General features: G+C 64.5%; 11 protein-coding genes. 6 read left to right on the top strand and 5 right to left on the bottom strand.

Features of this window, described 5'->3' with window-relative positions:
- Window positions 1-48 precede the first annotated feature (48 nt).
- The gene (locus ACFSGJ_RS18585) at window positions 49-969 is read left to right on the top strand and encodes a ring-cleaving dioxygenase (RefSeq protein ID WP_390265358.1); all 921 of its coding nucleotides are present in this window, start codon (window positions 49-51) and stop codon (window positions 967-969) included.
- On the top strand, window positions 966-1634 hold the full coding sequence (locus ACFSGJ_RS18580; RefSeq protein WP_390265355.1) for an alpha/beta hydrolase: 669 nt from the start codon (window positions 966-968) through the stop codon (window positions 1632-1634). The genes ACFSGJ_RS18585 and ACFSGJ_RS18580 overlap by 4 nt, the downstream gene beginning before the upstream one ends.
- On the opposite strand, the gene ACFSGJ_RS18575 is transcribed toward ACFSGJ_RS18580, so the two are convergent.
- The 3 genes from ACFSGJ_RS18575 to ACFSGJ_RS18565 all read right to left on the bottom strand — a co-directional run bounded on the left by ACFSGJ_RS18575 (window position 1582) and on the right by ACFSGJ_RS18565 (window position 5059).
- Window positions 1582-3624, bottom strand: a complete 2043-nt coding sequence (locus ACFSGJ_RS18575; protein WP_390265352.1) for a TRAP transporter permease — start codon at window positions 3622-3624, stop codon at window positions 1582-1584. The two genes, ACFSGJ_RS18580 and ACFSGJ_RS18575, sit on opposite strands and share 53 nt — an antisense overlap.
- A gap of 7 nt (window positions 3625-3631) precedes the next feature.
- Window positions 3632-4000: a DUF1850 domain-containing protein gene (locus tag ACFSGJ_RS18570; protein WP_390265349.1), complete on the bottom strand. Its 369-nt coding sequence runs from the start codon at window positions 3998-4000 to the stop codon at window positions 3632-3634.
- Window positions 4001-4102: 102 nt separating this feature from the next.
- Window positions 4103-5059 (bottom strand): TAXI family TRAP transporter solute-binding subunit, encoded by a 957-nt coding sequence (locus tag ACFSGJ_RS18565; RefSeq protein ID WP_390265346.1) that lies wholly within the window; start codon window positions 5057-5059, stop codon window positions 4103-4105.
- Window positions 5060-5243: 184 nt separating this feature from the next.
- Here ACFSGJ_RS18565 and ACFSGJ_RS18560 point away from each other — a divergent pair, with 184 nt between their 5' ends.
- From ACFSGJ_RS18560 to ACFSGJ_RS18550, 3 genes are all read left to right on the top strand, one after another.
- Window positions 5244-6005 (top strand): DeoR/GlpR family DNA-binding transcription regulator, encoded by a 762-nt coding sequence (locus tag ACFSGJ_RS18560; RefSeq protein ID WP_390265343.1) that lies wholly within the window; start codon window positions 5244-5246, stop codon window positions 6003-6005.
- Window positions 6006-6134: 129 nt separating this feature from the next.
- Entirely contained in the window at window positions 6135-6452 is a 318-nt protein-coding gene (locus ACFSGJ_RS18555) for an H-NS histone family protein (RefSeq protein ID WP_390265340.1), read from the top strand.
- Window positions 6453-6573: 121 nt separating this feature from the next.
- On the top strand, window positions 6574-7470 hold the full coding sequence (locus ACFSGJ_RS18550) for a YihY/virulence factor BrkB family protein (protein WP_390265337.1): 897 nt from the start codon (window positions 6574-6576) through the stop codon (window positions 7468-7470).
- 5 nt (window positions 7471-7475) lie between these two features.
- Here ACFSGJ_RS18550 and ACFSGJ_RS18545 read toward each other — a convergent pair whose 3' ends face one another.
- A complete protein-coding gene (locus tag ACFSGJ_RS18545) occupies window positions 7476-11312 on the bottom strand; it encodes a translocation/assembly module TamB domain-containing protein (protein WP_390265335.1) in 3837 nt (1278 codons plus the stop codon).
- On the bottom strand, window positions 11312-13132 hold the full coding sequence (locus ACFSGJ_RS18540) for an autotransporter assembly complex protein TamA (protein ID WP_390265332.1): 1821 nt from the start codon (window positions 13130-13132) through the stop codon (window positions 11312-11314). Before ACFSGJ_RS18540 ends, ACFSGJ_RS18545 begins: the two co-directional genes overlap by 1 nt.
- Window positions 13133-13328: 196 nt before the next feature.
- On the opposite strand from ACFSGJ_RS18540, the gene ACFSGJ_RS18535 reads away from it, so the two are divergent.
- Window positions 13329-13979, top strand: a complete 651-nt coding sequence (locus ACFSGJ_RS18535; RefSeq protein WP_390265329.1) for a COG3650 family protein — start codon at window positions 13329-13331, stop codon at window positions 13977-13979.
- Window positions 13980-14214: the final 235 nt, after the last annotated feature.

Genomic DNA, 14214 nt, shown 5'->3' with positions numbered 1-14214 from the left:
ACGTCACTGCGGCCCATCTCTGGCACACCACACCAGGAGAACCCAATCATGTCCCATCACGTCCCTGGACTTCACCACGTCACCGCGATCACCGGCGAGGTGCAACCGAATGTCGATTTCTATGTCGGACCGTTGCGGCAAAGGCTGGTCAAGAAGACCGTGAACTTCGATGACCCCGGCACCTATCACCTTTATTATGGAAATGCCGAAGGTGCGCCGGGAACAATCCTGACGTTTTTCCCGTTCGCAGGCGCCCGGCAAGGGCGGGCCGGCCATGGCATGACCGAAAGCTTTGCCTATGCCGTACCTGAAACCTCGCTCGACGGTTGGGCAGAACGCCTGCGCGGCGCCGGCGTCACGCTGCTGCCAGAGGAACAGAGGTTCGGCGACCGCGTCCTGCCGCTGCGCGACCCGGATGGCCAGAAACTGGAACTTGTCGGCACCGCTGGCCTTTCGGGCGATGCGGATGACGGGTTTCATTCGGTCACGCTGTGGCTGCGTGACCCGGGCCCGACCGCACGGATACTGACGACCGTTTTCGGGTATGAAGAGGCAGGGCACGAATCCGCTGCGGGGCAAGAGCGTCTGCGCCTTGTCGCCAAGGGCGGTGGTCGCGCCTCGGTCGTGGATCTGCTGCGCGTCGATGACGCCCCCCGCGCGCAGCCCGGCGCCGGAACCATCCACCACGTCGCCTTCCGCGCGCTGGACGATGCGATGCAGAATGATCTGAGAGAGGCGCTGTCGGTTGCAGGGATGCAGGTGACACCGCAGATCGACCGGCAGTATTTCAATGCCATTTACTTCCGCGAACCGGGCGGCATCCTGTTCGAGGTCGCCACCGACCCGCCGGGTTTTGCGGTGGATGAGGCACCAGAGGCCTTGGGCCGGTCGCTGAAGCTGCCGCCGCAATACGAAGGCATCCGCGCCCGGATCGAGGCTAGTTTGCCGCCCCTGCGGGTGCCGGAATGACGATTCGCCGGGGGGGTATGCCTGCCGAAACGGCGCGTCTCGGCCTTGTGCTTTTGCACGGCCGGGGCGGGAGTGCAGCGGATATGCTGGGGCTGCCAGCGCAGGCCGGGCTGCAGGATCTGGCCCTCGTCGCCCCCGAGGCGGCGGGGAACTCCTGGTGGCCGGTCAGCTTCCTCGCGCCTCATGATGCCCTCGCGCCATGGCTGGACAGGGCGCTGGCCGACGTTGACGCCGCGATCGGCACATTGGAAGCGGCGGGCCTGACGCGTGATCGCATCGCGCTGGCGGGATTCAGTCAGGGCGCCTGTCTGGCGCTGGAATACGCGGCACGGCACGGCGGCCTGCATTCGGTCTTCGGCTTTTCGGGCGGGCTGGTCGGGACGGGCGATGCCGGAGGGGGGGCTGAACCCGCGCTCTACGGCTATGGCGAGAAACGGTTCGACTATGCCGGTCGCGCCGACGGCATGCCCGTCTGGATCAGTTGCCACGCGCGTGACCCCCACATTCCACTGTCGCGCGTGGAACGCAGTGCCGAGACGTTCCGAGCGATCGGCGCCGAACCCGAAACGCGGATCTGGCCCGGTGCCGGTCATGGCCTTGGGCGCGAGGACCTCAGCGCGATGGCGCGGCTTCTGGGTCCGGGTTCCGCGAACGCCACCAGTTGAACGCCACGATCCCCAGCAACAGGGCCGCGCCAGCGACCTCGACCGCGAACATCGGGTAAAAGACCCCGATGGTCGCGGGCACGACCAGGACACGTGAAATCAGATCCATCCGGGTGAAAAGCCACCCCTCGAGCGCCGCCGCAAAACAGACCAGCGCAAGGATGGCGACCGCACCTGTCCAGATTACATAGGGCAGCGGCCCGCCCATGATGATTTCCGGATTGAACACCATGAAGGCCGGGATGAGGTAGAGGCCCTTGGCAAATTTCCAGGCCTGAACGCTCGTCTCCATCGGCTTGGCGCCAGCGATGGCCGCGCCGGCAAAGCCCGCCAGCGCGACCGGAGGTGTGACATTACTGTCCTGACTGTACCAGAAGACGACCAGGTGCGCGATCAGCAGCGGAATACCGAACTCGGATGACAGCGCCGGGCCGACAAGCACGATCAGCACGATATAGGCCGCCGTGACAGGCAGGCCGAGCCCCAGCACAAGGCTTGCCAGCAGGACGAGGATCAGCGCAAGAACGATGTTGCCGCCCGAAAAGGCGACCATCATGGACGAGAACTTGAGCCCCAGCCCGGTCAGCCCCACCACGCCGACGATTATTCCCGCAACCGCACAGGCGATGGAAACCGCGACGGCGTTCCGCGCCCCAAGCGCGAGCGCCTCAAAGAACAATGCTATGCCGCGGCTCACTGCCTCAGTCACGCGCGCGGCAGTAAGCGGACGTCCACGGCGGGGATCGAGAAAGACCATCTCGAACCCGGCGCGCAACAGCGTGACCGCGATCACCGACATGATCGCCCAGAAGCCCACCCGCATCGGCGAGACATTGTTCACGAGCAGCCAGACCAGAACCACCAGCGGCACGATGAACTGCCAGCCGGCCGCAAGCACCTGGCGTACGACCGGAAGTTCGGCGGCGGACATTCCCTTCATCCCCGCCTTCATCGCCACCAGATGGACAAAAAGATAGACGGTCCCGAGATAAAGCACCGCCGGAAAGATCGAGACCATGACGATGTCAATGTAAGGCGTCCGGGTGAATTCCGAGATGAGAAAGGCCCCTGCCCCCATCAGCGGCGGCGTTATCTGCCCGCCCGTCGAAGCCGCCGCCTCGATCCCGCCGGCCTGCGCAGGGCGATAGCCGAGACGCTTCATCAGCGGGATGGTAAAGGCCCCCGTCGTCACCACATTCGCGATGGCTGAGCCCGAGATCGAGCCCATCCCGGCCGAGGCGAGCACGGCTGCCTTGGCAGGACCACCGGCCTTGCGCCCCGTGGCGGCATAGGCAAGATCGATGAAGAAGCGGCCCGCCCCAGTCACCTCCAGAAAGGCGCCAAAGAGGACGAAGACAAAGATGTAGGTCGCGGCGACCCCCAGCGGCAGGCCGAAGATGCCCTCTTGTCCGAGGTAGAGCTGCCCGACCAGCCGGTCGATGCTGTTGCCGCGATGCGAAAGGATGCCGGGCATCCATTCCCCCAGCCAGGGAAGCGCCCCGCGCGGGCCAGCGAGCGCGTAGAGAATGGCAACGGCCCCGATTATGGTCATGCCAAGACCAATGGCGCGGCGGCTCGCCTCCAGTACCGCGACGGTGGTCACGATCCCCATGAAGATGTCGAGCTGGGACCAGAAGCCGGCGCGGGCGATGATCGCGTCCAGATTGATGACCAGATAGGCGCCGCTCGCGACAGCCGCGACCAGAAATACCGCGTCGATCAACCAGCCGATCACGCCCCGCTTTCGCCGGGGGCCGAAGACAGGGAACATGAGGAAGGCGAGCGCCATGATGAAGGCAAGATGGATGGACCGCTGGTAGAAGAGCCCGAGCGGACGCACACCGGCAGAATAAAGCTGAAAGAGCGAAAGAGCGATGCCGACCATCGCAATTGCGATAATCACAGGTCGCGGCTGAAAGACGGGCTCGGTCCGCAATTCCTCGGGAACATGGGTCTGCATGCCTGCGATGCCCGGTTTCAGATCAGCCATGGACCCCTCACTCTTCAGGATGCCAGCGCAACTCGATCCGCTGACCGCTAAACTGCTCTGACAGCGGGATCACCTGATCGCCGCTGCGTAATTCGTGCCCCACGGTCGGGCCGCCAACCCGGAGCCTGAGCCGGTTTCCCGGCAGTGGCTCGTCAATGCCGTCGATCCAGTAACCGCCCGGCACGTCGCGCAATACACCACGCCCGGGAATATGTCCAAGCCCGGCCGCCGCATCATGCAGGAAAGAGCGCGTCAGAAAAAGCTGACCGTCCCTTCCGACAAAGCAGTCGGCAACCGCCCCCCCGGTGACGGAATGCGACCAGTGCAGGCACCATTCGCCGTCAATATGCCATCTGATCGACGGCTGGTCCGCCACATGTATCTCAAGCGCATTCGCCAGCGCAGGGGCGCTGGCGAAAACGAGTAGGCCGAAAATGGCAGACCAGACCGGCACTCTGGACACCGGATACTGCACCGTTCACGGCATCAGGTGCTCCGGCACCTCGGCCCCGATTTCCTGGTAATAGCGGATCGCGCCGGGATGCAGCGGCACCGGCGTCGAGGACAAGGAGAATTCGACGGTCGTGTCATTGGCCGCCGGGTGGATCGCGATCAACTCGTCGACACGTTCGAACAGCACGCGCGTGATTTCGTAGGCGAGCTCTTCCTCCATGTCCTCATGCACGACCAGAACGTTGGGAATGGCGATCGTCTGCACGTCCTCGGTCATGCCGTCATACGTGCCCGCGGCAAGCGTGTAGGCGGAAAAGACCGGCTCAAGCTCTACCGCGGCGGCGATTTCCTCATCGCTGATCGGGATGATCCGGATGGACCGGGTCGCGGCAAGGTTCATGATGCTGCTGGTCGGGGGTCCGACGCTCCAGAAGCCGGCGACGATATCGCCGTCGCGCAGCGCATCCGCGGTCTCGTTGAAATTCAGCCGCTCGGCGGTGAAGTCGTCATAGGTGATGCCGTTCGCCTCCAGAAGCGCCTGGGCATTCACCTCGGTCCCCGAGCCCGGCGCGCCGACCGACACGCGCTGCCCGCGCAGATCCGCAAGACTGTTGATCGGGCTGTCGGCCAGCACCACAAGCTGCACCGCGTTCGGATAGATCGAGGCGAGCGCCCGCGTCTCTGGCATCGGACGTTCGGCAAAGGGATCGGTGCCGTTATAGGCCGCATAAGCCGTATCGGCGAGCACGGTAGCGATGTCGCTGTCACCGCGCGAGATCAGCGCCATGTTCTCGACCGATGCGCCCGTGACCTCGGCCGAGGCGGTGTGACCCTCGACATGGCGATTGATAAGTTCGGCCAGACCGCCGCCATAGGGGTAATAGACGCCGCCCGTCCCGCCCGTGGCGATCGAAAGTTCATAGGCGGATGCGGTGCTTGCAAGGCTCATTGCGGCGACAAGCGCCAGCCCGGTTCTTTTCATCTTTTCCTCCCGTTTGATGATCGGCACGCCCTTGGGGTGCAGGTCCCATGCGCCATTGACCGCGAAAAGAGCGGTGCTTGTCAACCGCTTCCGGCCAATCGGGCGGCTCTTTGTCCGATTGCGCCTTTTCCGGCTGCGCATTCCGTGGTGTTCTCGGCCGGTTCGCGCGCTCAGGGGGGATCAGGTGCCACAGAACTTTCGCCAGTCCGAAATTCTCACGCTCGCCAGGGATCGCGGCAAGGTTGTGGTCGAGGAACTGGCCGACCATTTCGGCGTGACGCTGCAAACCATTCGCCGCGACCTGACTGAACTGGCCGAGGCCGGCAAGCTGACCCGCGTCTATGGCGGCGCGATCCTGAGTTCGGGCGTGGTGAATATCGGCTACGAACAACGGCGCGATCTGCACAGCGCGGAAAAAGAGCGGATCGGCCGGCTTTGTGCAAGCCATATTCCCGATAACGCATCGCTGTTCCTGAATATCGGAACCACGACCGAGGCCGTCGCCCGCGCCCTGCTTTCACATGACAACCTGATGGTCGTTACGAACAACCTGAACGTCGCCAATATCATGGCGCAGAACCCCTCGGCCGAAGTGGTGGTCGCGGGCGGTGTTTTGCGGCGCACCGATGCGGCGCTGGTCGGCGACATGACGATGGAGGTCGTGCGCCAGTTCAAGGTCGATTTCGCGGTGATCGGAAGCTCGGCGCTGGACGAAGACGGCGATCTTCTGGATTTCGATGTCCGCGAGGTGCGCGTCAGTCAGGCGATCCTTGCGCAGGCACGGCGCCGGTTTCTGGTGGCGGACCGGTCCAAGTTTCACCGGAGCGCGCCGGTCCGAATTGCCTCCCTTGCCGAGGTCGATATTTTCTTTACCGATGCACCACCTCCCGTTTCCGTAAAGGATAAATGTGCGGACTGGGAGACGGAGATCAGCATCGCACCTTAGATCAATATCGGAAAAGCGAAAACGGAGCGGCAGATTGTATCTTCCGTATATATCGGGCTTTTGCCATTGCTCAGGCCGTCCCACTCTTTTATGACCGCACAAGGGTAAGAGATTTTAGGGGAGTATAAGATGTCCGTTGATCTGCAGTCCTTATCGCTCAAGGAACTGAAGCAACTTCAGAAGGATGTTGCCACAGCCATTCAGACATTCGAGGAACGGCAAAAACAGGAAACGCTTCAGGAACTGGAAGCCATTGCGAAAAAACGGGGTTTCAGCCTGTCGGAACTGACCGCAGCCATCGGAAAACGGCGCAAGCCCGTTGCCCCGAAATATGCGCATCCCGATAATCCGGAGCTCACCTGGACCGGGCGCGGACGCCAGCCCCGCTGGGTGTCCGAGGCGCTGGCCGGCGGCCGCAAGCTGGATGAATTCCTGATCGCAAGCTGATCGCGGGACGGAGCCGCAGCTACGGCTGCACGCCGGCCGCAGGGAGGGAACCATCGCGGGCCGCTTGCATTTTGACCATGCCGGCTTCTTCGGCATGGCTCGATTTTCATGTGGAGCGGCCGTGAAAAAGCTCAAGAACAAGCGATGGTTCCAGGTCCTGAATGGCATGTGGACCGCGGTTAATGAACGCCATGTCGGACTGATCGCATCCGGCGTCGCGTTCTGGGCCGTGTTTTCGCTTTTTCCCGGAATTGCAGCACTCATATCGCTTTTCGGGTTTCTCGCAGATCCGGGTGCAATCGAGCAGCAACTGGATCTCTTGCAGGAATTCCTGCCGGATGATGCCTACCGCCTGATTTACAGCCAGGTGCAGGCGCTTTCGCGCGCGAATGAAAACACGCTCGGGTGGACGACTGCGATTTCCATGGGCGCCGCGCTCTGGACCTCCCGGCTCGGGATTGCCGCACTGATGCGGGGCCTGAACGCGGTGGCGGGCACCGATATACGCGCCGGGGTGATGGAAATCGTCGTGGCGCTTTTCCTGACGCTGATCCTGCTTTTCGTCGCCCTTGTCACGATCGGATCGCTTGTCATCGTGCCGATCATTCTGGCTTTCGTGCCAATGGGGCCGGTCGCGGGGCTTTTTCTCAGCGTGCTGCGCTGGATAATCGCGGTGGCGGCGATCATGTTCGGGATCGGCTTGCTCTATCGCTATGGCCCCAACAGCAGGGGCAACCGGGCGCCCTGGCTTTCACCCGGGCTTGTGCTCGCGGTCATCCTCTGGGCCTTCGCCTCGGTCGGTTTTTCGGCCTACCTGTCGAACTTCACGAATTACAATGAGATTTACGGATCGATCGGCGCGGTGATTGTCCTGCTCATGTGGTTCTATATCAGCGCCTATGCCATCCTTCTGGGATATTCGCTGAACACCGAGCTTGGCCATACAGCGGGCGAACCAGCGGCAGAGGAAGAGCCCGGCGGCCGCGCGGTTGATGCGCTGCGCCGGGCACCCCAATGACCGCGTCAGTAATCCCGTTCGTAATAGATGCCCAAACCGGTTTCCCCTTCGTTGTCCAGCCGGCCGCGCACCGTGACGGAACGGGTGACATCGAGGTTCAGGTTGATCTCGGACGTGCCCCCTGCGCCCACGGTGACATCGGTATAGATATTCTCGGACAGGTAGCGCCCGAGGCGGACGCCGGTTTCCCCACTCTCGTCGGTGGTGATGTCGAGATCGTCGAGACCGAAGCTATCGCGCAGCCGGCCCACGACGCCCTCGCCCCCACGCCCCGCCAGCGTCGCGACCGCATTGGCAAGCTGCGCCGCCTGCAACGGCGACAGGTTGGTCAGCCCGCGCCCGAATAGCAGCCGGGCCAGGACCTCTTCTTCCGGCAGGTCCGGGTTGGAGGTGAAGGTGATATCAGGCTCGTTCGCCTCACCCTCGATCACGATGCTCGCCGTCACCCCATCCGCAACGGTCGAGGCAACAAGCCGGATATAAGGGGTGAACCGGCCTTGCAGCCGGGCCAGCCCCTCATCCAGCGTGAACCGCTGCCCCAGGATATCCAGCCGGCCACGGATCAATGAGAACTGGCCGATCGGGATGATATCCTGCGTCGTCCCCCCAAGGTTGATCGAGCCGCCCAGTTCGGCATCCAGCCCGCGCCCGCGGATGAAGATCTGGTTCGGCGCATTGACCGTGACGTTGAGGGCAAAGCCACCTCCGCCGGCCCCATTGCCGTTTCCGTTCCCTTCGTCCAGCAGTCCGGCGCGGCTGCGCGTGGCGCGTACCGCCGCGGGTTCATTCACATGCAGCATCGGGTCCGGGATATAGCCACTGCCACTGCCGCCGGTCGACGGGATCTGCAGGTTCGTTTCGCCCAGTTGCAGGGTGCCGGCAATGGTGCCACCCCCGGCAAGCGGCCCGCTGATGCGCAGCGATCCGTCCACCGTCGTATCGTAAAGATCCGGATCGGTGATGCGCGCGTTCCGCAGTGTCAGGTTCAGGTCGGACGAAAACGGCGCGCTGAGCGAGACCGGCCCCGACAGAACCACCTGCCCACCGGCCGGAATGACCGCGCTTGCCTGAAGATTGACGTTTCCGCCACCGAGATTCGCCTGCAACGTTCCCTGTTCCAGCGCCAGCCCCAAGGCCGGGTCGACGATCCGCAGCCCCTGTGCCGTGACACTGCCGGCCAGCGACGACAGCGCCGGCGGCCCGTTGACCCGCAGGTTGAAGTTGAGCGGCCCCGTCACCGTGCGCGGCTGGATGAAGATATTGGCCAGCGCCGCCTGCGCCGATCCATTGATGCCCAGATCGACCGCCGAGAAATCGCTCGCCGCCGTCCCGTTGATCCGCGCGTTGATCCCGCCCGGACCCTGCGCCGTCAGGTCGACCGCATAATTGCCGTTCTGCGTGACGGCGCCGTTGATGGTCAGCGGCCCCGGAAAATCCGGCACGAGCAGGGCAAGGTTCGCGAGACGCGCGGCAATCGTGACACGGCGGCTCGACCCTTCGGCGTCGCCCGACGCAGTGACGTTGATCTGCGGATTTTCAAGCACAAGGTTGCGCAGCGTCAGCGCGCCGCCATCCTCGGTCGCGTCCAGTTCGAGCCGGGTCTGTCCCCGCAGCAAGGCATTGGCCTGCGCCTGACCGACGGCAAGGTTCGTCCCCGTGCCCGTCAGCTGCACCGTGCGCGCCGTCCCGGATTCCGTCAGACGCCCCTCGACCGCCAGCGATCCGCCGAAACCCTGACCCAGCACGGAAAGATCGGTAAAGGTTACATCGGCATCAAGCGCGCTGGCCCCGCTTTGCAGGACGCCCTCGATGCGCGCGGCCAGTGACGCGGCAGACAACTCCAGCAGATTGATCGCGATTGTTTCCCCATCCCGAACCGCCGAGAGGAGAATGTTGCTCTCACCGGCCAGAAGCGCATCGGCCTGCGGCTGACCGATGGCAAGGCCGTTTCCGGTCCCGGTCAGTTGCACCGTCTGCGCCCCGGCCGGGTCGATCCCCAACCGCACATTCGCCGCCGCACGGCCCCGATAAGGATCGCCCAGCACCGCGAGGTCGGCAAAGTCCAGATCGGCAAGAAACTCACCGCCCGCGCTCGTGATCCGGCCAGAGGCCTGGGCCGAGAGGGTGCGCGCGATGGCCTCCAGGCTGCGAAGCTCGAGCCCCGTCTCGTCGCGCCGTGCAGAGGCGCTTATGCGGCTTTCGCCCGCCAGAAGGTTGTCGAGTTCGGGCTGATCAAAGGTCAGGTCCTGACCGAGAACAGCCATCTCTACGTCGAATTCGCGCGACAGGGGCGAAAACGCCCCGGTCAGATCCACCCGCGCCGCCCCCGAAAGCGGACGGTCCGCAAGATCCGAGAGTCGGGAAATGTCCTGCGCCTCGGCCTGCACGACGCCGGACAGGCGCAGCGCGGCGTCAAGCCCCTCGACCACCGCGTTGCCGCTGATGCCGTAATCCGCCCCCTCAAGCGTGAACCGCGGAAGCTGCAACGGATCGCCATCCTGCCACCGGAACTCGGCCTCACCCCCGATATCGGGGCCAAGCGCGGCGCTCAGGGCGGGATCTCGCGGGTCGATCCCGACCGCGGCATAGGCGATGGTGCCCGCAACCTGCCGCCCGGCCTCTGCGGTCGCCCGCGCGATGGTTCCCTGCCCCGTCACGCGAAGCTGGTCAAAGGCGATGCTGTTCCTTTCCAGTCCGGAGACCTGCAGTCGCATCTGCCAGCCGTCATCCGCCACATCGTCAAGGGCGAGAACAAGGTCGACGGCGCGCACCTCGGTCCGCGGGCTGATCGGCAGCAACACACTGTCGCCATCGACAGAACTGATGCGGCCCGTGATGTCGATCCGCTCCGGCAGGCCGTCCGCCCCGATGGCAAGATCGCCACGCAGGATCAGGGATTGCGCCGACAGGTCGAGATCCGACAGAACCACCCGCCCGTCCGGTTCCCGCGCGCCGTCGATCCGCAGCGCGATCTGCGGGCCAAAGAAGTCCTGATATTCGGGGGCGAACAAGGGCGCGATATCGCCGCCGACATCGGCCGTAAAGCGCCGGGTCACGGCACCGTCCGCATCCGCTTCGGCCACAAGAATGACGCGACCACCGATCCGTTCGATTCCGTCGGTTACAAGCCGGATATCTGCACCGAAGTCATCAAGCGTGCCATCGCCATCCACCACGAGTTCCAGAGCCGGCGCATCCGGAAGGCCAAGAAGGCGCGAGATGATACCCCCCTGCTCCTCTGTCAGTTCGAGCCCGAGGCGGAGCGCCTGTGTCTCGTTCACGTAGTGCCCGTCGATGATGAACCGCGCGGCCTGCCCGTCAATGCGCTGGATGTCGAGTGTCGCCTGCCCCTCGCCGCCCACGAGCTGCACCGATCCCGCGACCGAGACATCGACCTCTTCGCCAAAAACGGGCGTGCCCAGATGAAGCCGCGGCACATTGAGCTGGCCAATCCGCACCGACACGGGAAGTTCCGGCAGCGCAAAGGGCCGTGCCTCGGGTGCGATGACGGCATCGGGATCGGTCGTCGTGCCTGGACGGCGCAGCACTTCGATTTCGGTCGCGGCCAGTTCGTCGATTTCGATGCGCCCGCGCAGGACGGCAAGGCGGTTCCAGTCCAGCACGGCCTCGCGGATGACAAGCCATGGCCCCTCATCGTCGGAAACCACAATTTCCTGCACTGTCGCCCGCGACGACAGCGCGCCCTGAAAGCCGCTGATCGACACGTTCCGGTTCTGCCCGGACAGCGCGTTTTCAAGAAACCGCGTCACGAAATTGCCGTCGTTTTCCTGCGCCAGGGCGAGCGTGGGCAGGAAGCACAGAAGAAAGACGAGATAACGCATCAGAAAGCCTGCCCGATACCGATATAAACCTGAACCCCGTCGCCGGTGTCGCCCTGGACAGGGGCCGCCACGTCAAGACGGATCGGGCCGATGCCCGTGTCATAGCGCAGGCCAAGCCCCGCGCCCGCGTGCCAGTCGCCGTCGCCAAAGCTGTCGGCCCCGATGAACCCCGCATCCGCAAACCCGACCAGCCCGATATTGCGCCAGACGCGGGCGCGCAATTCGCCCGAGGCGCCAAGGAAACTGCGCCCGCCCGTGCGGATGGTCACGGGCGTGCCACCCGTCCGGGCGCCGGTATAGGTGCTGTCGAGCCCGAGCGACTGATAGGGCTGGCCGCGCACCGTCCCGCCACCGCCGGAGTAGAACAGGAAATCCCTTGGCGTCTCGAACACGCCCGCGCCGATCACCGATCCGCCCTGCAGGCGCCCTGCCACCACAAAACGGTCATCCTCGCCAAAGCCACGATAGGCACGCGCGTCGAACCGCAGCCGCGCGCCGTTCCCGGCCGCATCCGAGAGCCCGGCAAAGGGGGTTGCCGCGGCCTCCAGATAGGTGCCGCCCGTGGGGTTGAGCGTGCTGTTCCGGTCATCCCAGACACCCCGGACCGGCAGCGCGACGGTCGAAAGGTTGATCGGCCCGATCTCGTCCTCGGCCCGTTCCCAGCGCAGGTCTATCGCGATCTCGCCGGTGATCCGGTCGGTAAAGAAATGCGACAGGCCGGTGCTGATGAAGGCGCGGTCGGCGGAGTAATCGCGCTCATTCACCCGCTCGACGCCGGTAAAGACGAAGACCGAGGTGTCGGGCGTAAAGGTCGCGGGTCGGTCCAGCCGCGCCGTCAGCCGATAGTCGCGCCCGCCGACATCGGCACCGATGCCGCCGAGCCCTGCATCGAGCCGCAGCCGCTCGGCCCCGCCCAGGAGGTTACGGTGAAGCCAGTAGGCATTGAGCGACGCGCCCTCGTTCGACGCGATCTCGGCGCCGAAGCCGAGGCGCCGGGGCAATTCCTCGACAACGGCAAGCGACATGTCGAGTACGTCCCCGTCGCGCAGCTGTTCCGCCTCGGTCAGGACCACCGACCGGAACACCGCCGTCCGGCGCAGGCGGTCGGCGGAACGGTTGATCGCCTGCGGGCTGAAAACCTCTCCGGTCGGAAAGCCTGCGATGGCTGCGATCCGTTCGGGCCGCATCCGGCGTTCGCCGCTGATCAGAAGGTTTCCGAACCGTACGCGCGGACCGGGATTTACGGCGATCTGTGCATCCAGAAGCGCCGCCTCATGGTCCGCCACGATCCGCTGGCCGGCTGGCGCGGCCTTGGCATGGCCCACCTCGCGCCAGCCATCCACCGCCGCCGTCGCGGCCTGTCGGATCAGGTTGCTTTCGGCGCGGGCGCCCGGCGCGAAACCCTCGGGCAATTCGGTATCGGGGGCGACCGGCGCAACCTCGGCGCGGGAAAAGCGGAATTGCGGACCGGAGTTCACGATCATGTCGATGGTGCCGATCGTCGACGGCACCGCAAGCGGAGCGATGGAGGCCGCCTCTCGCCCGTCCACGAGGATCTGGATCACGGCGGAATAGCGTCCCTCGCCGTAAAGAACGCCAATCAGCCTGCCATAGTCCGACTGCGCCGCCGCCAGAAGCTCGGTCGGCGATGTCACGCCCGCCTCTTGCCGTTCGAGCAAAAGGGACGCCCCCCGAAGCTGGTCCTGAATATTGTCGCTTACGCCGGGGGCAGAAAACCGCACTTCCTGCGCAAAGGCCGGCTGCGCCGTGACCAAAGCCATTGTCAGCGCCGCGCGCAGCCCCCGAAATCCGCCTGTCACCGCCCGTCTCTCCCCGTGGTTGCCCCCCGAGTCTCGCATGTGGACTCTGCGGCATCAACACTGCCAACGCCCCGGTTGCCGCAGGAGTTCCCGCGCGGCGACATCCCGCCCATGTGAAATGGAACCGCAAGACCGATGATCCGGGCGCATCTTTGGGCTATAGCCCATCGCATCGGCAGCAGAGGGAGATCGGAGAATGCGCTTATGGCTTGTCATGTCCGCCCGGGTCCTGCTGGCCGTCGCGATGTTGGCGGGACTTTCGCAGCCCGCGCTGGCGACCCGCGAATACATCCTGCCGACGCTTTTTGACGTCGAAGGGGTCCGCGCCGACGACGTGCTGAACATCCGCGCGGAACCCTCTGCCACCGCCGGGATCATCGGCACGCTCTCCGCCGACACGCGCGATATCGAGGTGGTGGAATTCGATGCGACCGGTCGCTGGGCCCGGATCAACCGGGATGAGCGGACAGGATGGGTCGCGGCACGCTACCTCGCCTATCAGGTCGGCATATGGGAGGACGGCGGCCTTCCGCCCTCGCTTGTCTGTCACGGCACGGAACCGTTCTGGGCGCTGCGGCCCGCTGCAGAAGAGATCACGCTTTCGCGCCCCGACCATGACGAAATGCGACTCCCTTTGCGGCGTGTTTTGTCATCCCCGGTCTTTCGCGATCCGCGCCGGGTCTTTGCCGCCGGCACCGGGCCGGGGGCGAATGTTACCGTCTTCATGACGCCAAAGCTCTGCTCGGACGGCATGTCGGACCGGCTGTTCGGGCTCGAGGCAACGGTGATGCTGGAAACCGAAATCGGTGCCGAGCTTCTTCTGGGCTGCTGCAGCATTGCGCCGTAAAAGGCGGTGTTTCACCCTTTCTCCTGCCACCAGAACGCCAGCCACACATGCCTCGGCACGGCCAGTATCTTCTCCCATGCGGAATGCGCAAATGTGCGATTATCGGGATTGGGAGATTATTTTCGCCTGGGCCCTAGACGACTGGTCTATTCGACACTATATCCCGGTCCATGAAAGATGATCGACATAACACTGGCGTCAGGGAACACATCCTTGCAACCGCGCAGGCCATCAT

The sequence above is a fragment of the Halodurantibacterium flavum genome, assembly GCF_042681825.1.
Classification (GTDB): domain Bacteria; phylum Pseudomonadota; class Alphaproteobacteria; order Rhodobacterales; family Rhodobacteraceae; genus Halodurantibacterium; species Halodurantibacterium flavum.
The sequence above is the reverse complement of the archived record's forward strand: the minus strand, read 5'-3'. Positions and strand labels throughout refer to the sequence as shown.